Source organism: Mesorhizobium sp. M1B.F.Ca.ET.045.04.1.1 (assembly GCF_003952465.1).
Lineage (GTDB): Bacteria > Pseudomonadota > Alphaproteobacteria > Rhizobiales > Rhizobiaceae > Mesorhizobium > Mesorhizobium shonense.
Genome location: NZ_CP034448.1, coordinates 3,379,069 through 3,402,481, shown reverse-complemented (window position 1 = coordinate 3,402,481; position 23,413 = coordinate 3,379,069). Strand labels below are relative to the sequence as shown.

General features: G+C 64.4%; 22 protein-coding genes. 16 read left to right on the top strand and 6 right to left on the bottom strand.

Annotated features, from left to right (window positions below; genetic code table 11):
- Window positions 1–88 precede the first annotated feature (88 nt).
- Genes EJ071_RS16605 through EJ071_RS16595 form a run of 3 tightly spaced genes read left to right on the top strand, consistent with a single transcriptional unit; the run spans window position 89 to window position 3,833 of the window.
- Window positions 89–1,705: a GMC family oxidoreductase N-terminal domain-containing protein gene (locus EJ071_RS16605; protein ID WP_126098807.1), complete on the top strand. Its 1,617-nt coding sequence runs from the start codon at window positions 89–91 to the stop codon at window positions 1,703–1,705.
- Window positions 1,702–2,913: a mandelate racemase/muconate lactonizing enzyme family protein gene (locus EJ071_RS16600; protein WP_126098806.1), complete on the top strand. Its 1,212-nt coding sequence runs from the start codon at window positions 1,702–1,704 to the stop codon at window positions 2,911–2,913. The genes EJ071_RS16605 and EJ071_RS16600 overlap by 4 nt, the downstream gene beginning before the upstream one ends.
- Window positions 2,910–3,833: an NAD(P)-dependent oxidoreductase gene (locus tag EJ071_RS16595; RefSeq protein ID WP_126098805.1), complete on the top strand. Its 924-nt coding sequence runs from the start codon at window positions 2,910–2,912 to the stop codon at window positions 3,831–3,833. The genes EJ071_RS16600 and EJ071_RS16595 overlap by 4 nt, the downstream gene beginning before the upstream one ends.
- Before the next feature lie 70 nt (window positions 3,834–3,903).
- On the opposite strand, the gene EJ071_RS16590 is transcribed toward EJ071_RS16595, so the two are convergent.
- Window positions 3,904–4,842 (bottom strand): diacylglycerol kinase family protein, encoded by a 939-nt coding sequence (locus EJ071_RS16590; RefSeq protein ID WP_126098804.1) that lies wholly within the window; start codon window positions 4,840–4,842, stop codon window positions 3,904–3,906.
- Between the two features lie 472 nt (window positions 4,843–5,314).
- Between EJ071_RS16590 and EJ071_RS16585 the strand changes: the two genes are divergently transcribed.
- Together EJ071_RS16585 and EJ071_RS16580 are read left to right on the top strand one after the other, a co-directional pair.
- Entirely contained in the window at window positions 5,315–5,590 is a 276-nt protein-coding gene (locus tag EJ071_RS16585; RefSeq protein WP_126098803.1) for a hypothetical protein, read from the top strand.
- 93 nt (window positions 5,591–5,683) lie between these two features.
- A complete protein-coding gene (locus tag EJ071_RS16580; protein WP_126098802.1) occupies window positions 5,684–6,205 on the top strand; it encodes a hypothetical protein in 522 nt (173 codons plus the stop codon).
- A 6-nt stretch (window positions 6,206–6,211) separates the two neighbouring features.
- Here EJ071_RS16580 and EJ071_RS16575 read toward each other — a convergent pair whose 3' ends face one another.
- Complete coding sequence (locus EJ071_RS16575; protein WP_126098801.1) at window positions 6,212–6,838, bottom strand: hypothetical protein; 627 nt, start codon at window positions 6,836–6,838, stop codon at window positions 6,212–6,214.
- A 98-nt stretch (window positions 6,839–6,936) separates the two neighbouring features.
- Here EJ071_RS16575 and EJ071_RS16570 point away from each other — a divergent pair, with 98 nt between their 5' ends.
- Entirely contained in the window at window positions 6,937–7,509 is a 573-nt protein-coding gene (locus EJ071_RS16570; RefSeq protein ID WP_348628147.1) for a DUF2314 domain-containing protein, read from the top strand.
- Window positions 7,510–7,571: 62 nt separating this feature from the next.
- Here EJ071_RS16570 and EJ071_RS16565 read toward each other — a convergent pair whose 3' ends face one another.
- Window positions 7,572–8,612: a CapA family protein gene (locus EJ071_RS16565; RefSeq protein WP_126098800.1), complete on the bottom strand. Its 1,041-nt coding sequence runs from the start codon at window positions 8,610–8,612 to the stop codon at window positions 7,572–7,574.
- A gap of 131 nt (window positions 8,613–8,743) precedes the next feature.
- On the opposite strand from EJ071_RS16565, the gene EJ071_RS16560 reads away from it, so the two are divergent.
- Window positions 8,744–10,000 carry a hypothetical protein gene (locus EJ071_RS16560; RefSeq protein WP_126098799.1) on the top strand — a complete coding sequence of 419 codons (1,257 nt, stop codon included), beginning with the start codon at window positions 8,744–8,746 and terminating at the stop codon, window positions 9,998–10,000.
- A 15-nt stretch (window positions 10,001–10,015) separates the two neighbouring features.
- On the opposite strand, the gene EJ071_RS16555 is transcribed toward EJ071_RS16560, so the two are convergent.
- The gene (locus EJ071_RS16555; protein WP_126098798.1) at window positions 10,016–11,239 is read right to left on the bottom strand and encodes a TauD/TfdA family dioxygenase; all 1,224 of its coding nucleotides are present in this window, start codon (window positions 11,237–11,239) and stop codon (window positions 10,016–10,018) included.
- A gap of 102 nt (window positions 11,240–11,341) precedes the next feature.
- On the opposite strand from EJ071_RS16555, the gene EJ071_RS16550 reads away from it, so the two are divergent.
- From EJ071_RS16550 to EJ071_RS16520, 6 genes are all read left to right on the top strand, one after another.
- Window positions 11,342–12,271, top strand: coding sequence for a LysR substrate-binding domain-containing protein (locus tag EJ071_RS16550; protein WP_126098797.1), 930 nt, complete (start codon window positions 11,342–11,344; stop codon window positions 12,269–12,271).
- 160 nt (window positions 12,272–12,431) lie between these two features.
- Entirely contained in the window at window positions 12,432–15,608 is a 3,177-nt protein-coding gene (gene uvrB, locus EJ071_RS16545) for an excinuclease ABC subunit UvrB (protein ID WP_126098796.1), read from the top strand.
- A 433-nt stretch (window positions 15,609–16,041) separates the two neighbouring features.
- The gene (locus EJ071_RS16535) at window positions 16,042–17,568 is read left to right on the top strand and encodes an ABC-F family ATP-binding cassette domain-containing protein (protein ID WP_126098795.1); all 1,527 of its coding nucleotides are present in this window, start codon (window positions 16,042–16,044) and stop codon (window positions 17,566–17,568) included.
- Window positions 17,569–17,709: 141 nt separating this feature from the next.
- A complete protein-coding gene (locus tag EJ071_RS16530) occupies window positions 17,710–17,892 on the top strand; it encodes a hypothetical protein (protein ID WP_126098794.1) in 183 nt (60 codons plus the stop codon).
- Window positions 17,893–18,052: 160 nt separating this feature from the next.
- The gene (locus tag EJ071_RS16525; protein WP_126098793.1) at window positions 18,053–18,469 is read left to right on the top strand and encodes a glyoxalase/bleomycin resistance/extradiol dioxygenase family protein; all 417 of its coding nucleotides are present in this window, start codon (window positions 18,053–18,055) and stop codon (window positions 18,467–18,469) included.
- A gap of 188 nt (window positions 18,470–18,657) precedes the next feature.
- The gene (locus tag EJ071_RS16520) at window positions 18,658–19,011 is read left to right on the top strand and encodes a DUF1428 family protein (RefSeq protein ID WP_126098792.1); all 354 of its coding nucleotides are present in this window, start codon (window positions 18,658–18,660) and stop codon (window positions 19,009–19,011) included.
- A gap of 307 nt (window positions 19,012–19,318) precedes the next feature.
- On the opposite strand, the gene EJ071_RS16515 is transcribed toward EJ071_RS16520, so the two are convergent.
- Both EJ071_RS16515 and EJ071_RS16510 read right to left on the bottom strand, forming a co-directional pair.
- Window positions 19,319–20,953, bottom strand: coding sequence for a tetratricopeptide repeat-containing sulfotransferase family protein (locus tag EJ071_RS16515; protein ID WP_126098791.1), 1,635 nt, complete (start codon window positions 20,951–20,953; stop codon window positions 19,319–19,321).
- 188 nt (window positions 20,954–21,141) lie between these two features.
- A complete protein-coding gene (locus tag EJ071_RS16510) occupies window positions 21,142–21,540 on the bottom strand; it encodes a Kazal-type serine protease inhibitor domain-containing protein (protein WP_126098790.1) in 399 nt (132 codons plus the stop codon).
- A gap of 568 nt (window positions 21,541–22,108) precedes the next feature.
- Between EJ071_RS16510 and EJ071_RS16505 the strand changes: the two genes are divergently transcribed.
- The 3 genes from EJ071_RS16505 to EJ071_RS16495 all read left to right on the top strand — a co-directional run bounded on the left by EJ071_RS16505 (window position 22,109) and on the right by EJ071_RS16495 (window position 23,382).
- Window positions 22,109–22,321 carry a cold-shock protein gene (locus tag EJ071_RS16505; RefSeq protein WP_006202520.1) on the top strand — a complete coding sequence of 71 codons (213 nt, stop codon included), beginning with the start codon at window positions 22,109–22,111 and terminating at the stop codon, window positions 22,319–22,321.
- Between the two features lie 239 nt (window positions 22,322–22,560).
- Window positions 22,561–22,773 (top strand): cold-shock protein, encoded by a 213-nt coding sequence (locus EJ071_RS16500; protein WP_006202521.1) that lies wholly within the window; start codon window positions 22,561–22,563, stop codon window positions 22,771–22,773.
- A 195-nt stretch (window positions 22,774–22,968) separates the two neighbouring features.
- Entirely contained in the window at window positions 22,969–23,382 is a 414-nt protein-coding gene (locus EJ071_RS16495) for a BA14K family protein (RefSeq protein ID WP_126098789.1), read from the top strand.
- Window positions 23,383–23,413 lie beyond the last annotated feature (31 nt).

Here is a 23,413-nt window from a genome sequence, read left to right as displayed (position 1 = left end):
TTTTCACAAGCCATGCCGGAAGCCCCGGCGACGACGTCAGCCGGCAGTGTCTAGGGTAAGCCCCGGATTTCGGAGCCGCCCGCGCATCATGCAGACATATGACTTCATCATCGTCGGCTCCGGCTCGGCCGGCTCGGTTGTTGCCGAAAGGCTCTCGGCCTCAGGCCGCTTTTCGGTGCTGGTGCTGGAGGCGGGCGGAAGCGACCGCCGCTTCTATGTCCAGATGCCGCTCGGCTACGGCAAGACCTTCTTCGATCCGGCCGTCAACTGGAACTACAAGGCCGAGCCTGATCCCGGCCTCAGCAACAATGCCGACCACTGGCCGCGCGGCAAGCTGCTCGGCGGATCGAGCTCGATCAACGCCATGGTCTTTATCCGCGGCGCGCGCGAGGATTTCGACGCCTGGGCCGCCGCCGGCAATCCGGGCTGGAGCTATGACGAGCTGCTGCCCGCCTTCAAGGCGCTGGAGGACAATGAGGCCGGCGCGGACCAATGGCGCGGCGTCGGCGGCCCGTTGCATATCACCGATTGCTCGAACGCCGTGCACCCGCTGACGAAGCGCTATTTGGCGGCCGCACAGCAGGCCGGGCTGCCGTTCAATCCGGATTTCAACGGCGCTTCGCAGGAAGGTGTCGGCGTCTACCAGATCACCACCCGGAACGGCCGCCGCATGTCCGCGGCGCGGGCCTTCCTGCGCCCGGCCATGAAGCGCGGCAACGTCCGCGTCGAGACCAACGCGCTCGCGACGAAAATCCTGTTCGAGGGCAAGCGCGCCGTCGGCGTCGAATATGAGCTGAATGGTGAGAAGAAAACTGTCCGCGCGGCCCGCGAGGTGATCCTGTCCGGCGGCTCGGTCAACTCGCCGCAATTGCTACAACTCTCCGGCGTCGGCCCCTCGGCGCTGCTCACCGGTCTTGGCATCCCCGTCGTCCACGCCAACGATAATGTCGGCGCCAACCTGCAGGACCATGTCGGCATCAACTACACCTTCAAGGGCAAGCTGCCGACGCTCAACCAGATCCTGCGTCCATGGTGGGGCAAGCTGCTCGTCGGCATGCAATACATCCTCTTGCGCTCGGGCCCGCTGTCGCTGTCGATGAACAATGCCGGCGGCTTCTTCCGCACCGACCCGTCAATGACGCGGCCGAACATGCAGCTTTATTTCCAAGCCTTCTCGACGGTCATTCCGAAGAGCGGCGAGCGCCCGATCCTGACGCCCGACCCGTGGCCCGGCTTTTCCATCGGCCTTTCCAATTGCCGCCCGTCGAGCCGCGGCGAGATCATGATCCGCTCGAAGAATCCGCGCGACTATCCGAGGATCACGGCCAACGCCTATTCCACCAACGCCGATGTCGACGAGATGCTGGCGGCGGTGAAATTCGTGCGCAAGATCGCCGCGATGCCGGCCATGGCCGAGATCATTGTGGAAGAGGTTTTGCCTGGTCCGTCAATCACATCCGATGCCGATCTGATTCAGGATTTCAGGAAGCGCTCGGGCACCGTCTATCATCCGGTTTCGACCTGCCGCATGGGACCGGATGCCTCGCGCGCCGTCGTCGATCCGCGGCTGCGCGTGCATGGCCTCGATGGCCTGCGCGTCATCGACGCTTCGATCTTTCCCGACAACATCACGGGCAACACCAACGCCGCCTCGATCCTCACCGGATGGAAAGGCGCCGAGCTGGTTCTGGAGGATCAGAAATGAAAGTCACCGACGTCAAGACCTGGGTTGTCGGCAACCCGCCGCCCGGCATCGGCGGCAAGTATTTCATCTTCGTCAAGCTCACCACCGACGGCGGCGTGGTGGGCTACGGCGAGGCCTACAACGCAACTTTTTCGGCGCATGTCACGGCCAGGATGATCGAGGACATGGCCGAGCGCTATTTGATCGGCCGTGATCCGCACGATGTCGAGAACCTGTTCCGCCGCGTGTATTCCTCCGGCTTCACCCAGCGACCCGATGTCTCCGGCATGGGCTGCTTCTCGGCGCTCGAAATGGCCTGTTGGGACATTATCGGCAAGGAGGCGGGCAAGCCGGTCTACAAGCTGCTCGGCGGCCAGGTGCACGAGACGCTGCGCTCCTATACCTACCTTTATCCGCACACCGGCAGCGTCCATTCGGAAGATGCGCGCGGCCAGAACGTCTATAACGATCCCGACATGGCCGCCGCCTGCGCGCTGGAATATGTCGAGCAAGGCTTCAACGCCGTGAAGCTCGACCCGGCCGGCCCCTGCACCGCCTATGACGGCCATCAGCCGCGCCTCATCGACATCGATCTTTCGGCGCGCATGATCAAGGCGATCCGCGAGGCCGTCGGCACCAGGGCCGACATCCTGTTCGGCACCCATGGCCAGTTCACCGCTTCCGGCGCGCTGCGCCTCGCACGGGCCATCGAGCCCTACGATCCGCTGTGGTTCGAGGAGCCGGTGCCGCCGGACATGCCCGAGGTGATGGCCCAGGTCGCCCGCGCCACCTCCATTCCAGTCGCCACCGGCGAGCGGCTGACGACAAAATCCGAGTTCGCACGCGTCATCGAGAACCGCGCCGCGACCATCCTGCAGCCCGACCTCGGCCGCTCTGGCGGCATTCTCGAAACCAAGAAGATTGCTGCCATGGCCGAGGCCTATCACATCCAGGTCGCGCCGCATTGTTATTGCGGGCCGATCGTCGGCGCCGCCAACATCCAGCTTGCGGTGACGCTGCCCAACTTCCTCATCCTGGAATCGCTGAAGCAGTGGGACGGCTTCCACGCTACGCTGCTCAAGAAGAAGATCGAATGGCAGGACGGCAACGTCATCCCATCAAAGGAGCCCGGTCTCGGGGTCGAGCTCAACGAAGAGGTCTGCGATGCGCATCCTTACAGCGGCAAGGAATTGCACCTGCAAATGATGCAGACGCCGCTGATGCCGTGACCGCGCGCCTCGCCTATGCCTTCATCGGCCTCGGCCATCTCGGCGGCAACCTTGCCGCCAGCCTGCTACGCAACGGCTTCGCCGTCACCGTCTTCGACCGCGACCCGTCGCCGATCGAGAGGCTTGTCGCGCTCGGCGCGACAGCCGCCAGGAGCCCTGCCGAGGCAGTCGCCCACGCCGGCAACGCGATCACTTGCCTGCCCTCGCCCAAGGTGAGCGAGGCGGTGCTGACCGGCCCTGACGGATTGCTGGACGGCCTGCCCGCTGGCGGCACCTGGATCGAGATGTCGACCAATGGCCGCGACGAGATTTTGCGGCTGTCGGCGCTGGCGTTGGCGAAGGGCGTCGAGACGCTTGAATGCCCGGTCACCGGCGGCGTGCATTTGGCCGCGGTTGGAAAGATAACCGCACTGGTCGGTGGCGACGCCGCACTCTACGAACGGCATCGCCCTGCCATCGAGGCGATGTGCGCAAAATCGTTCCTGATGGGTCCGGTCGGTTCGGCGGCGGTGATCAAGGTCATCACCAACATGCTGGCCTTCATCCATCTGGTCGCCGCCGGCGAGGCGCTGATGCTGGCCAAGCAAGGCGGGCTCGATCTCGCCCAAGCCTATCATGCCATCGTCGCCTCCTCCGGCAACAGCTTCGTGCACGAGACCGAAAGCCAGCTCGTCTTGAACGGCTCCTACGACATCGGCTTCACCATGGACCTGGCGCTGAAGGACCTCGGCTTCGCGCTTGCCATGGGCAAGGATTTCGGCGTGCCGCTCGATCTGGCAACCCGTGTCAACGCGATTTTCGAGCAAGGCAAAGAAGCTTATGGCGGCGACGCCTGGTCGACGCGGATCGTCAAGCTGCTCGAGGATGCCGTTGGAGCCGAGCTTCGCGCATCGGGTTTTCCGGCCAAGCTTGAAGTATAACCGGCAAAATTTAGCCAGCCATTTCAATCATCTAATCGCACGCGCGGAATCAACCCCTAAGGCAGTTGATTCAACATCTCAGCGTCAGCGCGCCGGGCAGGATTTCGAAAGTCGCAGGGATTCGGCCCGGTGACTCGCCGTCTATGTCGACCAGCGCGCCGTTCTTCTCCACATCGCCAACCGGCTCCACCAGCACCTTGCGGCCGCGCAGTATGGTGATCGCCGGGTGGTTGCGGTGGCGCCCGCCATAGAGCAGCCGGATGTCCCGGATCAGCCCGAGCTTGTTCTGCGCCCGCACGATGACGATGTCGAACTGGCCGTCGGAGAGATCGGCGTCGGGCGCGATCATCATGCCGCCGCCGAAGAACTTGCCGTTGGCGACCGCCACCAGCGCCATGCGCGCCTCGATCGGCTCGCCGTCGTCTATGGTGATCCTGACCTCCTGGAAGCGGTAGCGGAGGAACTCCAGCACCGTGCGCCAGAAGAACAGCGCCTTGACCGAGACCTGGCCCTTGCGCTTGTCGGCATTGACCGCGCGATCGGTGGCGCCTGACAGGCCGAGACTGGCGATGTTGATGAAATGACGGCTGGCCAGCGCGCCGTGGTCGTCGATATAGCTGATGCGTCCGGCGTCGATCTTGCGCGCGCTGGCGCCGGCGATGCGCGCCAGCGCTTCCTCGATGTCGTCCGGCAGGCCCAGCCCTCGCGCGAAATCGATGCCGGTGCCGCAGGGCAGCAGCCCAAGTTCGCTCGTCCGGCCGGTCTCGAATTCTGCCTGCAGCAGCCCGTCCGCCACCTCGCTGGCCGTGCCGTCGCCGCCGGCGGCAATCACCAGGTTGCAGCCATCGACCGCGAGGTCGATCGCCAGCCGCTCGGCATCGCCGCTGGTTTGCGTTTCGCGCAGATCGAATTCACCGAAATGCTTCTTGAGCGATGCGGCAACCTCGGGCCAATGACGCTTCAGCTTGCCGCCTCCCGCAATCGGATTGAGAACCACCCCGACCTTCAATCCGACCTCCCCCGAGGCATGCCGCCCAAAAGCGTACGACGGTTTTGGATAGCGACAGACATCCGCCAAAGAGCCTGGAGCAGATGCCCGCATCCTTTGCCGGCATTGAAACGCGGGCCGGTCGGCGGGGCAAGGGCTCCATTCTCCAAGGAGCCACGAAAATGCGGGCAGGCTGTCTAAGGGGTTTGGGCCGCAAATTCAGGGACTTGTCGCGGCGGTCCCCGATAATCCCGCTATCCACAGGTCCGCGTGTATTCCGCAAAGCCCTTACCCGGCGTACATTGAACCCATCTCAGGCGGCTACCGAACGCCTCGCCGAAAGGCAAAGCGCAAGGCGGATTTCCTGAGGCCCGTACGAGCCGGAACGAGAGCAGGTTCGCCTGTTGGAGGGACGGATGTCGGCGGGGCCGCGGAAAGCGTGCGAACGCCAACGGCGGACCGATGCTGCCATGAAGGCCGGTGAAAACCTTCGATGGCACGCTGGGCGAAGCCCGCAAGGGTGGAGATCGGCGTGGTCCGGAACGGGCGCTGCCCCTCGGGTGGCGACTGGCAGGACCGTCAAAATCAAGGCCGGCTTGGCGCGACGACTTTACGGAAGTTGCTGCCGCGACTGGTTCCTGATCTGACAGGGAGGCGCTGGGAGAAATCCCAGCGCCGACTGTCTTTTTGGCTGCCGCTTCAACACATCTTTCCGGCGCTGCAACTGATGTTTTCCGGCCACAGTCGCAAGCCAAGCAATCTTCCGTAACGCGCGGTCATGCACAATTCACAATCGCGGCCAAATCCCGCCTTGTTCCCCGGCGATTGATCGGCCTGGGAACGAATTCAAAGGGACAGGACCGTGATCAAGACCGCCCTTGTCGCCATGACCATCGTCGGCTGCGACTGCGACGCCAAGCTCTGCGAATATATCGGCGAGACGCCCGCCAAATGGGCGACGATCGCCGACTGCGAGGCGGCGATGAAGAGCCAGATGCTGCATCAGCGCAACTTCAACTATCCGCTGGTGTCCGGCATCTGCCGCACCAAGGGTTCGGCATCGACCTCGGAGCTCGCCGCGAAAGCGTCCGGGCCGGAGCTGAGGCCGATGAACCGCACCATCGAAACCATCGCTCCGTTGCCGCCCGAGCTCAGCCATCGCCCGAGCGTCCCGGTCGGCGCGACGGTGACGGCCAGCGAGACGGAAGCCGCGCGGCCGGTCGCCTTCGAAGCTGCGGTCGATGGCGGCAGCGCCGTGCTCTACCGCACCAAGGCCGGTTATGCCGTGGTCAAGACCGATCTCGGCCGCGCGGCTGACGCGACCGTGGACATGGCGAAGCGGTCGGCAAACTGGTTGGCGGGACTGGTGCCGAGCGGGTTGTGACCTGCCCTAAAGCCTGACCTTCAGGGTCTCCCAAAACTTGTCGATCATCGGCTGCTCGGTTGCCGCGTCCTGGTCGCCGATGCGCGTGATGAACAGCAGCCCCTGATCGGCGAGGCCGAAGCCGACGATCTCGAAATCGGCGCTGTCGGTCCGTGTCTTCACGGTGGCCTTGATGCCGGTCAGTTGCTTGCCGTCGGCGAGCTTGCGGGTGGTCGGCTCCTGCGTCAGCGTCGCACCCGCCTGAACCGATTCCTTCGTCATCTCCTGCAGCATCAACTGGTCGAGCGATACCGGGTTCATCTTGCCGTATTCCTGCACCACGACGATGGTGCCCAGCGCCGAGGCCGCCAGGTACTGCGTTGTGCTGTCGCCGAGGTCGGTCTCGGTGACGGAGATACGGCTCGGATGGACGAAGGAAAAAGTGCCGCCCGAGAAGGTTGCGAAGTCGTTGCGGTCGAGCCTCACCTTGGCCGTCCGGCCGCCGGGCAAGGTGACGTTCGCGTCCTCACCGGGATCGATGTCGACAGTCACGCCGTCGATCGTCAGCTTGAAGGCTTTCAGGTCCTCGGCGCGGGCGAGCCCGGCGCAAGGCAGGATCGTGGCGAGCACCGTAGCCGCAAGTCTCAGTCGCATGTCCTGTTCCTCCAAACCAGTTCCACTCCAAGCTTCGCCGGTCGCGCGACGCCGAAGTCGCTCTGCTCACCACCTATCATTCGCTCATGACAGATAGCGTGACCACTCTGAAGGCGTCGATTGATAATGCCGGCGCGTTGCGTGAAGATAGCGGCCTATCTGGAGTTGGGGGCTTCATGACCTTTGCCGTTCGCGCCGCGCTTTGCCTGCTGCTGGCGCTCATTCCTTTGCATGTTCAGGCGCAAGGCACCGATAACAGTGACGACAAGACGGTGATGGTCGCCCCGGACGACGCCGATATGGCGGCGGCGATCGCAAAGGCACGATCCAGCCTGGATGACTTCCTGGCTTTGTCCGAAGCGCCGCCGCCCGGAACCGACAAATTCAAGTTGAAGGTCATGGTCGTCGACGGAAATGTGACGGAGCATTTCTGGGTCATCCCCTTCAAGCGGACCGCCAACGGCTTTGTCGGCATATTGGCGAACGAGCCGGAACTCGTCCGCAACGTCGTCTTCGGCCAGAACATCGAATTCACCAGGGATGATATTTCCGACTGGGGATACACCAAAAATGGTCGCCAGGTCGGCAGCTTCTCCGTCTGCGTGATGTTCAAGCAAATGTCGAAGGAAGAGGCGGATTACATGCGCGCCCAATACGGCTTCGATTGTTGAACAAGCATGATCGCGCCATGCCTATGCAGTGGGCAGGCAGGGATCGGTCAACAGTCGGCTTGTCAGCCGGGAAAGATCGCGCTCAGGCGTTCCGCAACCTTCCGCTTCAATGATCTCTCCAGCACCTCTACCGGCACCAGCTGCTCATGAGGGCCCCTGCGCAACCGCATGAAGGGGTACAGTTTGTAGGTAGCGATCCTGCCAAGTGTGTCGCTCTCGGCGCTGACGTCGACGACGAGAATCGAGCCTATGCGGCCGGGCCATGGCTGCCTGGCAAAGGCCGTGCCGAGGAAATCGCCGAGGCCGTAGGCGACGAGGCTGTCGCCGATGCGCTCGACCGGCTGTACGACATGGGCGTGGTGGCCGGCAATCAGTCGGACACCACACTCTGCCAGCCGCCGGGCCAGCGCCCGCGTTGCCGGCCTCGGAAAATGCCGGAATTCCCAGTCCCAATGCGGCACGGCGCAGAGCAAGTCGACGTCCGAGACGTCCTCGGCCGGCCATTCCGCCGGATCACTCCCCATGGAAATCCGCGCGCGAAATTCGGCTTCGCCGGCATTGCGCCAAAGCGTGAAGGCGGCGAAGCCGACCGTCAGCGGCCCGGCAGCATGATGCTGGACCGGTCCGCCAGCAATGGTGCCGATGGTGGGAATGCCGAGCCGCTTCAGCGCCGCGACCGTCTCCTCGAAGCCGGCAATGCCCTGGTCGAGGACATGATTATTGGCAAGCGACAGCACAAGCCTGTCGCGGGCAATCCCGACAGCCGCGAGCGCATCCGCCAGGAGGCGCTCGGTCATCGCGTGATGCGTGCCGAGTCGCGTGCCTACAACGGCGCTCGGCTGGTCGACGATCGGACTTTCGCAATTGCCGACCACCAGATCGGCGGAGGTAAGCAGCGCTGCAATCGCGGGATCGCATTCGGGTACCGCGCGATTGGCGACCGCCGAGATGTCGCCGATGAAGGCAAGCCGCACCGTCCGCGCCGGGGGCGGATCGATCAGCGTCGCCGTCGGTGCCGCGAAACCGGTCCTGTCGCCGCCGAGCGACGGTTTGAGGAAACGCGGCAGCCAGGACAGTTTGTAGGAGAGCGGATAGTTCGACACGCGATGCCCAATCGTTTGCCTGTGTGTAGACCGTTCTGGGGATCGGTTGAAGCCGGTCTCATGGCCCCGCTCAGAGCGGACGCCGGCGGCCAACAGGTGTATGGTCGCTGCACTGTGAGTGGAGGATGACGATGACGCGCATTGCCGGCCTGGTGGCTGCAGCCTTGTTTCTGTGCCTGCCGATCTCATCGGTCGCCGCGGAAATGCCGGCAGCTGCAAAAACCCTGTTCGAGGCCAAATCCGTTTCGGAGCGGAACACCGCCCTGTCCGCACTCGAGGGAGCAGCGCCGGGCGATCCGGCATCGGCCTATGCAGCCGGCGCCGGCGAATTCTTCACCGCGCTGGAAATCCTGGCCAGCGGCCTCCACCGCCATGGTTTCGAGAGCCCGCAATCCTTCATGCTGCCGCTGATGCGACTGCCCGTGCCGGAGAATCCCAATCCCGAGCCGCTTACTTATGAAAAATTCCGCGCCATCCTGGTCGCCTTCCGCGACCGACTGGAGAAATCCGCCGCCACGCTGGGCTCGGTGCCCGCCGATGCCGATATCGGCTTGGTGGTCGACCTCATCCATGCCGGCATCGATCTCAATGAGGATGGCAACATCGCGCCGGACGAAAGCATTGGCGCGATCATGGCCTCGCTCTCACGCGGCGGCATCGACACGAGGGATGGCGCACCGCAGCTTACCTTCCGCTTCGACCGTGCCGATGGCTATTGGCTGCAAGGTTACGCGGAGTTCCTGATGGCGCAGGCCGATTTCTGGCTGGCGCATGATTTCAAGACCATGTTCGACGGCTCCTTCCACATGCTGTTCCCTCGCGCGAAACTGCCGCTGCAGGATACGCTGGTGCCGCCGGACGGCGGCATGAGCGGCAGCATCTTCGCCTCCGAATGGCGCTTCGCCGACTTCATCTCGCTGGTGCATCTCGTCAACTGGCCGGTGGTCGAGCCGGAGCGCCGGCAGGCCGCGCGCCGTCACCTTTTGGAGATGATCCGGCTTTCCCGCGAAGACTGGAAGGCGATCCGCGCTGAAACCGACAACGATCGCGAATGGTTGCCGGGACCGCAACAGAAGGGCATCAATCCGCTGACCGGCCTCGAGGTCGACGAGCAGCAGGTGCAGGCCTGGCTGGCCGCGCTTGATATGGCCGAGGACCTTCTCGAAGGCCGCGTGCTGCTGCCGCATTTCCGCATCGCCGGCAAGGGCATCAACATGAAGCGCTTCTTCGACGAGCCGAAACCCTTCGACCTCGTGCTGTCGATCACCGGCCCGGCAATCGCGCCTTATCTCGAAAGCGGAAAAATTCTCACCGGCGACGATTTCGACCAGATCCAGCGCGAGTTCGGCGGCGCCGGATTCTTGACTTTCGCTCTGTGGTTCAATTGAGGCTGCCGCCAAGGGCTAAAATATTGCTCCCTGGTAGAGCACCGTCTCCGCCTCGTCAGGCGCGAAGCGGCGCGCCAAGGTGCGGAAGGCACTGTGCACGCCATCGCGGTCGAGGTTGCAGCTCCGAAGATGGCGGATGGCCAGCGTTGGGTCGAAGGCCGTGCGGCCGTGCAGGACGCGCTGATTGTCGAATACCAGAACCTCGCCTGGCTGCAATTGATGCTGGAACTGGTTTTGCGGATCGCAGATCAGCCGCGTCAGTTCTGCAAGCGCCTCGATCAATCCGTCAATCGCATCGACGGCGCCGGTCTGCGGTGCCAGACAGCGATCGTTGTAGCGCATGCCGGTGACGGCGCCGCGCGGATCGAGGCTGAGGACATGCGCCTCGGCGCTGAAGAACACCTCGCCGGCATGCTCGCGATGGAAGATCACGCCATGCCTGGTCAGCAGGTCGAAGAGCTCCGGCGTGTTCCTGCGCATCACTTCGGCGACCTGAAAACCGTCAACCATCAGCGAGGTGCCGCCGCTGCCGGCGCCGGTCCTGATGGCGTGGAAGAAGATAAAGCCCGGCGGCGAATAGCGGAACGGCTCGTCAGTGTGCGGTATCTGCGCCCGAGCGGTTTCGCCAGCCACCCTGGCGTCCGGCCGCGAGATCAGGTCGAACACCTTGCCGTAGCTGGTTTCGCGCACGGGACCATAGCGGCCGGCGACACGCAGTGTCGCCTCCGGCTCGGCCGGAACGCCGGTCAGCATGGCGATGCCGTGGTCGCGCAAGGCGCGCAGCGAGTGGAAAAGCACCTCGTCGTCCTCGACCACCGCGTCGAAAGCGAAGCGGCCGAGCCGCGTCGCGAGATCGCTGCTCCACAGCGCCGGCTGGAAGCGTGGCGCGCCAAGGTCTCCGGCCTGCCCGATATGGGCGGCCAGAAAGCCCGCTGCGAAGCGCGAGGCGTGGCCGTCCTGCCAGACCACATCGGTCTCGCCGGCAGACGAAATTTCGATCGAAGCCGCGCGGACATCGGCGGGAATGTCGGCCGGCGTCAGCCACCGCTTCCCGGAGGCGGTGTCGCCGCAGGTCTCGCATTCGCAGGCGAGCCGCAGCCAGCGCATCGACAGCCGGCCGACCTCACCGTCGGTGAATTCGATCGCAACGCGGGTTCCCTCGTTGCGCACCGAGCGCACCGAACGCGCCTTCGCAGGAGAATGATCAACGGTGACTGAGTGCTTTGGCGTATCGAGCATGGCGCTGGATTCCTTGTTGAATTGTCTTCTACAACGCTAGGTCGGCATAAGCCTTGCATTCAAACGAGTTTTCTTTCGTAGATCTTGAGATAAACTCAATCCATGACGCTGATCCGCGATCTTCCCCTATCGGCCCTACGGGCGCTAACGGCGGCCGCGCGCACCGGCAGCCTGACGCGCGCGGCCGAGGAGCTCGGCGTCACGCCGGGCGCGGTCGGTCATCAGGTGCGGCAACTGGAGGATCGGCTGGGCGTCAAGCTGGTCCGGCGCGCGGGCAACGGCATCGTGCTCACCCGCGCCGCCGAGGCGGCGCTGCCCGATATCGACCGCGGCTTCGACGCTTTAGCCTCCGGCCTGCGGCGGCTGCGCTTTGAACGCCGCGCCGAGACTTTCACCATCTCGGCCGATCCCTCCTTCGCCTCGCTCTGGCTGGCGCCGCGCCTTGACCGGGTGCGCTCCGCCCTCGGCAGGCTCGACGTCCGCATCGTCGCTTCCGTGGCGCTGGACTCGATGCTGGAGGAAGGGGTCGATCTCGCCATCAGCTATCGCAACAGCTCCGCAAAGAATCTCGCCTCAATCGATCTCTTCACCGAGCGTGTGATCCCGGCCTGCGCCCCAGCCCTGGTGCGAAAGCGCCCGTGGCCGGACGCCGCCGAGACGCTCGACAACCTGCCGCTGCTGCACATCGACCAGACCATGGGCGACGATATCTACCCGAGGTGGCGCGACTGGTTCGCGGCGGCCGGCCGGCAACGCAAGGGCCTCGACCAAGGGCCTCGCTTCGCCCTGACCATAGTGGCGGCGCAGGCCGCTATTGCAGGGCTGGGCGCGCTGCTCGCCAGCGAACTGGTGCTGCGGCGGCATCTGGAACCCGGCCAACTGATCGAGATCGCCCGCGACGTGCCGGCCCTGACCATCAGGCGTCGCCTCGTCTGGCCGACGCACGCCCCAAAGGCCCGCCGCGCGGCAGCCATCGCCGCGCAACTGGCGGAAGTGGCGAGCCCGGAAATCGACGGCGCCCTGCCACGTTAGAAGTGCGCAGCGGTTTTCCGTCCCGAATTGCGTAAAAACAAATAGCTAGAGCGGGCTGTGTCGCCTCTCCTGACAGCCTTCTGTCAGCAGCGTCCGCCGGCGACACCCGCCTCTTCACTCCGCTCTTTCCATTTCGGCCGAGTCCTCCCATATTCGGGCCATGGCCAAACGCACCGACAAGAAAACGCCCTCGCCGGCGCAAGAGGGCGCGCCGAAACGGCGCAGCCCGTTGACCGAATTCCTCGACGCTGCCGAGCCGTTGAAGCCGGGCGGCTTTGCCGAGGCGCCGCAGAGCGAGTTCTCCGGCGCGCCGCTGACCGGCTCGATCTCCGATTGGGCCGGGCAGATCGAGCGCGAGGCGGAAAAGCAGCCGAAGGCAAAGGCGCCGAAGAAGATCCCCGAACGCTCGTCCGCGCCCGGGCGCACGGCGCGTGGCACCTCGATGGGTGGCGCGGCGTCTGCGAAGGAACGCGCGGCCGCCGGCCTCAACCCGGTGGCCGGTCTCGACATCAGTCTGGAGGACGCCGAGTCGGTTTCCTCGAGCGGTGTTACCGCCACGGTGGCGGCGCTGTCGGCGCTGATCGAATCCGGCAACCCGCTGCACAAGGACGGTCAACTCTGGACGCCGCACCGTCCCGCGCGGCCGGAAAAGTCGGAAGGCGGCATCGCGATCAAGATGGTGTCGGATTTCGAGCCGGCCGGCGACCAGCCGACCGCCATCAAGGACCTCGTCGAAGGCGTCGACCAGAGCGACCGCACCCAGGTGCTGCTCGGCGTCACCGGCTCGGGCAAGACCTTCACCATGGCCAAGGTGATCGAGGAAACGCAGCGCCCTGCCCTGATCCTGGCGCCCAACAAGACGCTGGCCGCGCAGCTCTACGCCGAGTTCAAGAAATTCTTCCCGGAGAACGCGGTCGAGTATTTCGTCTCCTATTACGACTACTACCAGCCGGAAGCCTACGTCCCGCGCACCGACACCTATATCGAGAAGGAATCCTCGATCAACGAGCAGATCGACCGCATGCGCCACTCGGCGACGCGCTCGCTGCTGGAGCGCGACGACGTCATCATCGTCGCCTCGGTGTCCTGCATCTACGGTATCGGTTCGGTCGAGACCTATACGGCGATGACCTTCCAGATGCAGGTCGGCGACCGGCTCGACCAGCGCGCTCTGCTCGCCGACCTCGTCGCCCAGCAGTACAAGCGCCAGGACGTCAACTTCGTGCGCGGCTCGTTCCGCGTGCGCGGCGACACGATCGAGATCTTCCCCGCCCACCTCGAGGACCGCGCGTGGCGCATCTCGATGTTCGGCGACGAGATCGAGGCGATCACCGAGTTCGATCCGCTGACCGGGCAGAAGACCGGCGAGCTGAAAAGCGTCAAGATCTATGCCAACTCGCACTATGTGACGCCGCGCCCGACCTTGAATCAGGCCATCAAGTCCATCAAGGAAGAGCTGCAATATCGCCTGCAAGAGCTTGAAAAAGCTGGCCGTCTGCTGGAGGCGCAGCGGCTCGAGCAGCGCACGCGCTTCGACCTGGAGATGCTGGAGGCGACCGGCTCCTGCGCCGGCATCGAGAACTACTCGCGCTATCTCACCGGACGCCAGCCGGGCGAGCCGCCGCCGACGCTGTTCGAATATGTGCCGGACAATGCGCTGATCTTCATCGACGAAAGCCACGTCACCGTGCCGCAGATCGGCGGCATGTATCGCGGCGACTTCCGCCGCAAGGCGACGCTGGCCGAATACGGCTTCCGCCTGCCGTCCTGCATGGACAACCGGCCGCTGCGTTTCGAGGAATGGGATGCCATGCGCCCGCTGTCGGTCGCGGTTTCGGCGACGCCGGGCGGCTGGGAGTTGGAGCAGTCCGGCGGCGTCTTCGCCGAGCAGGTCATCCGCCCGACCGGCCTGATCGACCCGCCGGTCGAGGTGCGCCCCGCCAAGAGCCAGGTCGACGATGTCGTCGGCGAGATCCGCGAGACGACCAGGCTGGGCTATCGCACGCTGGTCACGGTACTGACCAAGCGCATGGCGGAAGACCTCACCGAGTACCTGCATGAGAACGGCATCCGCGTCCGTTACATGCATTCCGACATCGACACGCTGGAGCGCATCGAGATCCTGCGCGACCTGCGCCTCGGCGCCTTCGACGTGCTGGTCGGCATCAACCTTTTGCGCGAAGGTCTGGACATTCCGGAGTGCGGCTTCGTCGCCATCCTAGACGCAGACAAGGAAGGTTTCTTGCGCTCGGAAACCTCGCTGATCCAGACCATCGGCCGCGCCGCGCGCAATGTCGACGGCAAGGTCATCCTCTATGCCGACCAGATCACCGGCTCGATGGAGCGGGCGATGGCCGAGACCAACCGCCGCCGCGAGAAGCAGATGGAGTGGAACGCGGCCAACGGCATCACGCCGGAATCGGTCAAGTCGCGCATCGCCGACATTCTGGATTCGGTCTACGAGAAGGATCATGTGCGCGCCGACATCTCGCAGTTCACCGACGATGCCGGCGCCATGATCGGCAACAATCTGAAGACCCATCTCGAGGCGCTCGACAAGCAGATGCGCGATGCCGCCGCCAATCTCGACTTCGAGAAGGCCGCCCGCATCCGCGATGAGATCAAGCGGCTGCGCGAGATGGAGCTTGCCATCTCCGACGACCCGCTGGCGCGCGAGGTGGAAAGCCAAAGTCCCGCCTCAGGCCGTGAAAAGGGCAAGCACAACAAGGGCGTGGCCAGACACCGTACGGCCGAGGAACAGGAGCGTTTCCGCAGGCTCGACGAGGCACGTGCCGCCGAAGAGGCGGCCAAGGCTGCCCGGCCCAACATGTTTCGCAAGCCGCATCTTGACGAGATGGGCGCCGACGGCGCCGTGCCGGTGAGGAAGGCGCTGTTCGCCAAGCCGTCGATCGACGACATGGGACCCGGCACCGATATGCCGACGCCGTCGGGCGCTGTGTCGCGCTCGCTGTTCAAGAAGCAGAGCGCTCAGGAAGCGCACGGCTCCGACTTCGGCATCCCCGGCGATCGCACGAAACCGTTATTCAGGAAGAACTCGCTCGACGAGATGACCGTGCGGCGGACAGAGAAGCCAGTGGAAGGAAAAGTGCCGGCGAAGCTACAGCCGATCTCCCCCCCTGTGGGGAAGATGTCCGGTCCACCCTCCGAAGCTGCAGCGCAGCTGCCGCGAAGGACGGGCAGGACAGAGGGGGGCGCGAAGGAACGCGACGACAAACCGATTGTCCGCCAGCGTTCGGGTATCGGCTCCTACGAAGATCCGGTGGATGAGCGCCGTCAAAAACGCCGGCCGAGCAAGACTGGGCGGCCGGGGAATTAGCGCCTTTCCTTCTCCCCTTGTGGGAGAAGGTGGATCGGCGCGCAGCGCCGAGACGGTTGAGGGGTGCTCCAGCGGAATGAGACGCTGGTGCCATCTGGAACACCCCTCATCCGTCGCCTTCGGCGACACCTTCTCCCACAAGGGGAGAAGGGAGGTGGTGGCCCCTTGCCATCCGCCCCTCGCTTGTGTAGCCATTTCCCCGTAACTCGAACGTCTTGAAAGGAGGGCTGCGTGTCTATCGATCACCACCGTCAGCGCGGCCCTGTCTGCGCCCTGCGAGCTTGCTTGCAGGGCTGACCAGGACGGTCCGGGAACCTCCCGCTTCGATTTTTGGTCTGCCCTTCGTGGTGCCGCTGAGCTTGGCCTGATGGTCTGCCGGCGCACCGTCAAAGTGCATTGAGCCGGACTCCGGCAAGACCAGAGAAAAATCGACATGGCCCTGATCAGCCTCAAATCCCTCGGCGTCACCATGAGTGCGCCGCTCTTTTCGAACCTCGACCTCACCATCGGCGCCGGCGACAGGCTGGGCATCGTCGCGGCCAACGGCCGCGGCAAATCCACCTTGCTCAAATGTCTGGCCGGTGAGCTGGACGCCACGGCCGGCGACATCACGAAGTCACGCGGCCTGCGCGTCGGCCATGTCGAGCAATCCGTTCCCGAGGCGCTGCTCGGTCGCAGCTTCCATGACGTCGTCGCCGATGCCTTGCCGCCCGAGCAGCGCGACAGCGAGCTCTGGCGCGTCGATGTGGTGCTGGATTCGCTCGACGTGCCCGAGGAGATGCGCGGCCGGCCGATGCGCGCCTTGAGCGGCGGCTGGCAGCGGCTGGCGCTGATCGCCCGCGTCTGGGTTACCGATCCTGACGTGCTTCTGCTCGACGAGCCGACCAACCATCTCGACCTCGCCAAGATCGGCCAGCTCGAAACCTGGCTCAACGGCCTGCCGCGCGAGGTGCCGGTCATCATCGCCAGCCACGACCGCGCCTTTCTCGACGCCACCACCAACCGCACGCTGTTCCTGCGCCCGGAAGAATCGCCGGTGTTCTCGCTGCCTTATTCGCGCGCCAGGCAGGCGCTCGACGAGGCCGACGCCTCGACGGCGCGCAAGTTCGAGCGCGATATGAAAATCGCCCAGCAGTTGCGCCGGCAGGCCGCCAAGCTCAACAACATCGGCATCAATTCCGGCAGCGACCTGCTGACGGTGAAAACCAGGCAGCTCAAGCAGCGGGCCGAGAAGCTGGAGGATGCAGCCGTGGCCGCCCATCGCGAGCGCTCGGCCGGCGCGATCAGGCTGGCGAACCGCGGCACCCACGCCAAGGTGCTGGTCACGCTGGACGACGCGGCGGTGGAAACGCCCGACGGCGCGCTGCTGTTCAGGAGCGGCAAGCGCCATATCTGCCAGGACGACCGCATCGTTCTGCTCGGCCGCAACGGCGTCGGCAAGTCGCGCTTCATTTCGATGATACGCGCCGCCATCGCCGACCCCGGCACGGTGCGGAACATCAAGGTGACGCCGTCGACCGTGCTTGGCTACAGCGACCAGGCGCTGTCGGGCATCGGCGCCGACGACACGCCGCTGGCGATGGTCTCGCGCCGCTTCGAGGTCGGCGAGCCCCGCGCCCGTTCGCTTCTCGCCGGCGCGGGCGTCGCCATCGAGATGCAAGAGAAAAAGATCGGCGCCTTGTCGGGCGGCCAGCGGTCGCGGCTGATGATGCTGGTGCTGCGGCTCATCAACCCCAATTTCTATCTCCTCGACGAGCCGACCAACCATCTCGACATCGACGGCCAGGAAGCGCTGGAGGACGAGTTGCTGAAGCATCAGGCGAGCTGCCTGCTCGCCTCGCACGACCGCTCCTTCATCCGCGCGGTCGGCAACCGTTTCTGGCTGATCGAGAAGCGGCGGCTGACCGAAGTCGACAGTCCGGAGAACTTCTTCCGCTCTGTCGCCGAGACGGAGCGCTGAGAGACCACAACAAGGCCGGCCTGCAACGCGCCGGCTTTCCGGCACCAGAAAAAATCTGGGCGATCTGTCGGATCGCCGCAGCACCCGTCGTCCTTGGGATGCCGACACGATGATGCCGGCATCAACCAGGGAGAGTTCATCATGTCGATACTGTCATCCATCGGCCGCGTCGCCACCCGATATGCGGCGGCACGCGCCCGCTACCGCAGCGAGCGCATCCTGCTTTCGCTGCCGGCCGAGCTGCGCGAGGACATCGGTTTTCCGGAAATTTTCGACGCCCGGAACGGCCGTCGCGCGGCTACCTTCTCGAGCAAGGTCATCTGATGTGTCCTGTCAGCCAATGCAACCGCCACCCGGCTTCGGCGGTTGCACGGCCTGTCCGGGCCCGGCCCTCTAAAAATTTCTGCGACCCGTGTAGGATTGCGGTCGCCTCGTCCGTCTTTTGATCGCAAGGCCAAATCAACCCGTGAAGAGGAACACGCAGATGACCGACCAGACCCCACCCCGCGCCAAGGTGCTTGGCGGACTGACCCCCTACCTGCAGGTCGACGGCGCCATCAAGGCGGCGGAGTTCTACAAGAAGGCTTTCGGGGCCGAGGAAGTCTTTGCCTATCCGCCGGACGAAAAAGGCCGCACCATGCACATCCATCTCTACGTCAACGGGTCGACGCTGATGCTGGGCGACGCCTACCCCGAGCACGGCCATCCGAATCAGGCGGCGCAGGGCTACACGCTGCAGCTCCATCTCGGCAGCGACGACATCGATGCCTGGTGGCAGCGCGCGGTGGACGCCGGCTGCGAAGTCGTCACGCCGCTGCAGGTCATGTTCTGGGGCGACCGCTGGGGCCAGGTGAAGGATCCCTTCGGCGTCGCCTGGGCTATGAACGCGCCGGTGAAGTGAGCCCGTCTACCTCTCTCCCTGTGGGAGAGGTCGGATTGCCCCGAATTGCCCTTCGCAATTCGGCTGGCAATCAGGGGTAAGCAGCGCCAAGCTGGAACACCCCTCATCCGTCGCGGCGCTGCGCGCCGATCCACCTTCTCCCACAACAAGGGGAGAAGGGAGAGCCGCACCCAACCAAGGAGATCACCATGTCCTATGTCGATGGCTTCGTGCTCGCCGTGCCGAAGGCAAATCTCGACGCCTACAAGAAAATGGCCACACAGGCCGGCGCTATCTGGAAGGAGTACGGCGCGCTCGCCTATGTCGAATGCATCGGCGACGACGTGCCCTATGGCGAGATCACCTCGTTCCCGCGCGCCGTCCAGGCCAAGGGTGACGAAGTCGTCGTCTTCGCCTGGGTCGTCTATGAAAACAGGCAAAGCCGCGACGCCGTCATGGCCAAGATCATGGTCGACGAGCGGTTGAAAGCCGATTGGCCGACAATGCCGTTCGACGGCAAGCGCATGATTTTCGGCGGCTTCCAGCCGTTCATCGAGCTTTGAGCAGCGCGAGAATACTAGTTGTCGGCCAATCGCAACTCTTTGCGATTGGCCGAGAACGCTCGTCAGGTCGTCATCCACGGGCGGAGCAAGGAGCGAAGCGACGCGGCGCAGACCCGAGGATCCATTCCGTTACTTATAAGCGTCGCGGCGGTGCAGAACGACCTCTTTTCTGCGCCGCCTTACCTTTCGCGCGAGGTCACGGAATGGATCCTCGGGTCTTCGCGACGCCGCTTCGCGGCTGCTCCGCCCGTGGATGACGAAGCCGAGCGCAGGGAACCGCCGTTCGCAGGCCGGCCTCACCTCAAGATCAGCCCAGCTTGTCGAGCAGCGGCTTCAGCCTGTCCCCATAGCGCTTCCACAGATCGACCGAGCCTTGATACATCGGCTGGCGCACCTGCGCGGCGGATGCCGTGCGCACCGGCCGGTCGGTCTCGTGGAACGACAGCACCTTGTCGTCCCAGGGCAGGCCGAGATGCGCCATCAGCGCCCTTGTCTGCCCCTCCTGGTCGGCGACGAAATCCTCGTAGCGCACATCATGCACGACGCCGGGCAGCACTTTGTGCCAATGCACCATGATGTCGGCATAGAGGTTATGGAAATCGGCGAGCTCGCCGAGATCGTAGCCGTAGCGGTGGCTGTCGCCGCGGAAATGCACCTTGAAGATCGACAGGCACGTGGCCGCCGCGTCGCGCGCGCAATGCACGATCTTCGCCTTCGGCAGCATCATGTGGAGGAAGCCGACCAGAAGGAAGTTGCCCGGCATCTTGTCGGTGACATGGCGAAAGCCCGGATAGCGGCTGTGCAGCATGTCGAGATAGGCCTGCCCCGCCTCGGCGAAGGCCTTGTCCGGCATGTCGGCAATCCCCCAGGGAAAGCCGCCCGGCATGCTCATCGGAAACTGCTTGCCGACCGCCGTCTTCAGGATGCTGAGCTCGCCCGCGCCAAAGACCTGCGGATGGCTGGCGATGATCTGCTCGACCAGCGTCGTGCCGGAGCGCGGCATGCCGACGACGAAGATCGGCGTGTCGTCGGAAATGTCGCTCGTCCGGTGCTTTTCGAAGAAGGCCTTGTCGAAGACCGCCTTCATCGCCTCGAACTCGTCGCGCGTCCGCACCGGATCGTAGTCGATGCCCTTGCGGCGGATGGCGTTGCCCTCGGCGAAATAGTCGAAGGCGCGGCCATAGTCCTTCAGATCGTCATTGGCCTTGCCGAGGCCGAAGGAAAGCTGCATGCGCGCAAGGCTGTCCTGCGGCGCCTTGGCGTGCTCGGCCTCCATGCCGGCAAGCTCCGGGTCGCGCTCGGACTGGCGCTTGACCTGTGTCAGCAAAAGCCAGGCTTTCGCCATGGCGGGAGCGATCGCCACCGCCTGGCGGGCAAGATCGGCGGCTTCAGTGAGCTTGCCCTTCTCCATCATGGCGACGCCGAGCCCATAGAGCAGCTCCGCGTCCTTGGGCCGGATCGACAGTGACTCGCGGAAGAGCGCAATCGCCTCGTCCAGCCGCCCGTCTTCCTGCAGCGTTTCGGCAAGGCCGATGCGCGCGCGAACATGGAAGGGGTTGCGGCCGATCGTGCCGCGATAGATCTCCTCGGCGCCCTCGAACTGGCCGAGCTGCTTCAGCGACGAGCCGAGATTGTCGCGCGCTGCCAATTGGTCCGGCCGGATGTCCACAGCGCCGCGGAAGAAATCGGCGGCGGCGGCGACGCGACCGAGGTCGCGCATGACCGTGCCCATATTGTTGAGGAAATCGGCATTCCTGGGCTGCAGCGTCACCGACTGCTCGATGAGGTCGAGCCCTTCCTCGCTGCGGCCGGTCTGATGCAGGAGAAGACCGAGGAAATGCAGTGCAGCGGCATGGTTCGGCTGCTGCCCCAGCACCTGCCGGTAAAGCGACTCGGCTTCCTGGCGGCGCCCCGCCTGGTGCAGTTGCAGCGCGCGCTGCACATAGGGATCGAGCGGGCTCGCCGATCCCGGCTTGCCGCCCGCGTTTGCCGCTCTTCTCTGATCTCTGTTAATGGGAAACCTGCCGTATTTGTCCGCCCGCCGGACCTAAGCCAAGCGGACGGGAGATGCAAGGGTGTGGCTGGCGCTCCGGCGGATTGCCCTCGACACGGAGCGCAAACCAGGCCACGCTAGCACGGCCCGTCGCCGATGACGCGGTAGTCCGCCGCGCGGGCCTCGCATGCATTCGGGAAGGTGCGTACCGCGCCATGGCGCCTGGCGCAGACTGGCGCGTATTCGCGCGTGCAGAAGGTCTGCTCGCCGCTCCCGCCGCCGCCATCCCGGCAAGGACCGTCGCGCACGATGCGATACCCGGCCCTCTCTGCCTGGCAGGCGTTGGCGAAGGTCTGGCGGTCGCCGCCGCGCCGTGCGCAGACCGGTTCATATTGCATGGTGCAGAGTTGCGGATGCGGCCTTGGCGGGCGTGGACGCGGCCCTTCATCGACCACGACGGTGCAGGCCGCCAGCAATGCCGACAGAAGCAGGGCGACAAAGCCCTGCCGCGAAACGATTGCCGCAAGAAATCGCATGGGTCCCTCCCCGGTCCTCGTTCAGGCGCAACCGCGCCAACTCGCGCAATACTCGACATTTCCGCATCGAACGCAACCCCGGATTGTGGATTGCCCGGGCGGAAGATCCAATGCATGTCGCCCAAAAGTGCGCAGCGGTTTGGGAAAACGACATGCATCAAAACAAAGACTTAAAGCGCGCAGCTTGAATCCGTTTCGACGCGACGCGCTTTATTGCCGACTGGCTTTCTCGCTGGCCCATGCCTGGCTCCTTTCTGGCCGATGACCGGTCATGGCGCCGGGTCTATCGATGCCCCTGCGTCGGGCGCGCTGAGGGCCGCCCGCGGCGCCGTCTTGCAACCATCACATTTCCGTGTAATAAATTTCGGGTTCGGGCATTTACGACCCGGAGAGCGGCACGTTTTGGAACGACCTTTCCCCGATAGTGTGAATCTCTGACGGCCCCGTTTTTCGGCGGGGGCCTTGACCATGCGCGAATGCATGACTGCCGAACCAAGCACCGGGATTAGCCCAGACACGAGACAGCGGGCGAGCCCACGAGACTGATACGGGTGAAGGAGTTTCCCCCATGGCCCAGACCGGCACCGTAAAGTTCTTCAACGCCACCAAAGGCTTCGGCTTCATCACGCCTGACGGCGGCGCCAAGGACGTGTTCGTCCACATTTCCGCGATCGAGGCCTCCGGCCTGCGCACGCTCGTCGACGGTCAGAAGGTTACCTTCGACGTCGAGCCGGACCGCATGGGCAAAGGCCCGAAGGCGGTCAACCTGCGCGCGGCCTGAGCGGGCAACGCTGCCTGTCTTTCCGCTGATGAATGGCGCGGCAGGATCATGAATTGGCTTCGCAAGAAGCTTGAGTTTTCGAGGGCGCGACGGGACCGTTGCGCCCTTTTTTGTCCGGCAAATGGCTGGATTGGCAGGCGAAAACTTTCTCTTGCCGATAGCGCTAAAATAAAGGACAAATTTCCTCTCGGGCAGTTTGCCGGCCCGAGACTGACATGATGGGATCAAAGGAGCTTCCCATGCCGCAGACCGGCACCGTCAAATTCTTCAACCATGCCAAGGGCTTCGGCTTCATCACGCCCGACGATGGCGCGAAGGATGTCTTCGTCCATATTTCGGCCGTGCAGGCGTCGGGCCTTCCCGGTCTTGAGGATGGGCAGAAAGTGACATTCGACACCGAGCCGGACAAGCGCGGCAAGGGTCCGAAGGCCGTCAATCTGTCTATCGGCTAAGCCGGCTCAAAACAGATCCGACGGAGGCTGAGCAGGCGGGACGCTCCCGCAGAGCTCGGAATTTTTGTTCGAGCCGCGAAATCGTTCGCCCAAATCCGTTCAGCCTCCGTTCAGCCACGGTCTTCTATCAATCTTTGCCAAAGCCGATCCGCATCCCCTGAAAAATACGCGGGCCCGGCGCGAAGGAGACCGAAAATGAACCGATTTCTCAAGACCGCCATTCTGACTGCCGGCATCGCCGCGACCACTTTGGCCACCTTCTCGGCGGCCAATGCCGACGACTGGCGCTGGCGTCATCATCACCATGGTGGCCATGGTGACGCCCTCGCCGCCGGCGTTGTCGGCCTCGCGGCAGGTGCGCTGATCGGCAGCGCGCTCAGCAACCCCGGGCCGAGGTATTACGACCCGGCCTATGATGATGGTTATTATGTCGACCGGCCCGTTCGCCGTTATTACGCGCAGCCGCGTGTCGTCTATGCCGACCGCTATGCCGAGCCGTGGACCCGCGACTGGTACGAGTATTGCTCGGACCGCTACCGCACCTTCAACTCGCGTACCGGCACCTTCACCGGCAACGATGGCGAGCAGCATTTCTGCGTCGCCAACTAACCGGAGCAATTGCGTCTGCGTAAACTCTTGG

Excerpts from the sequence above, each read along its gene's own strand:
- EJ071_RS16530 (WP_126098794.1), top strand. The coding sequence starts at position 17,710 with ATGTCGATACTGTCATCCATCGGCCGCGTCGCCACCCGATATGCGGCG.
- EJ071_RS16585 (WP_126098803.1), top strand. The coding sequence starts at position 5,315 with ATGGCACGCTGGGCGAAGCCCGCAAGGGTGGAGATCGGCGTGGTCCGG.
- EJ071_RS16500 (WP_006202521.1), top strand. The coding sequence starts at position 22,561 with ATGCCGCAGACCGGCACCGTCAAATTCTTCAACCATGCCAAGGGCTTC.
- EJ071_RS16505 (WP_006202520.1), top strand. The coding sequence starts at position 22,109 with ATGGCCCAGACCGGCACCGTAAAGTTCTTCAACGCCACCAAAGGCTTC.
- EJ071_RS16495 (WP_126098789.1), top strand. The coding sequence starts at position 22,969 with ATGAACCGATTTCTCAAGACCGCCATTCTGACTGCCGGCATCGCCGCG.
- EJ071_RS16550 (WP_126098797.1), top strand. The coding sequence starts at position 11,342 with ATGACGCTGATCCGCGATCTTCCCCTATCGGCCCTACGGGCGCTAACG.
- EJ071_RS16575 (WP_126098801.1), bottom strand. The coding sequence starts at position 6,838 with ATGCGACTGAGACTTGCGGCTACGGTGCTCGCCACGATCCTGCCTTGC.
- EJ071_RS16560 (WP_126098799.1), top strand. The coding sequence starts at position 8,744 with ATGACGCGCATTGCCGGCCTGGTGGCTGCAGCCTTGTTTCTGTGCCTG.
- EJ071_RS16510 (WP_126098790.1), bottom strand. The coding sequence starts at position 21,540 with ATGCGATTTCTTGCGGCAATCGTTTCGCGGCAGGGCTTTGTCGCCCTG.
- EJ071_RS16525 (WP_126098793.1), top strand. The coding sequence starts at position 18,053 with ATGACCGACCAGACCCCACCCCGCGCCAAGGTGCTTGGCGGACTGACC.
- EJ071_RS16605 (WP_126098807.1), top strand. The coding sequence starts at position 89 with ATGCAGACATATGACTTCATCATCGTCGGCTCCGGCTCGGCCGGCTCG.
- EJ071_RS16520 (WP_126098792.1), top strand. The coding sequence starts at position 18,658 with ATGTCCTATGTCGATGGCTTCGTGCTCGCCGTGCCGAAGGCAAATCTC.
- EJ071_RS16600 (WP_126098806.1), top strand. The coding sequence starts at position 1,702 with ATGAAAGTCACCGACGTCAAGACCTGGGTTGTCGGCAACCCGCCGCCC.
- uvrB (WP_126098796.1), top strand. The coding sequence starts at position 12,432 with ATGGCCAAACGCACCGACAAGAAAACGCCCTCGCCGGCGCAAGAGGGC.
- EJ071_RS16535 (WP_126098795.1), top strand. The coding sequence starts at position 16,042 with ATGGCCCTGATCAGCCTCAAATCCCTCGGCGTCACCATGAGTGCGCCG.
- EJ071_RS16555 (WP_126098798.1), bottom strand. The coding sequence starts at position 11,239 with ATGCTCGATACGCCAAAGCACTCAGTCACCGTTGATCATTCTCCTGCG.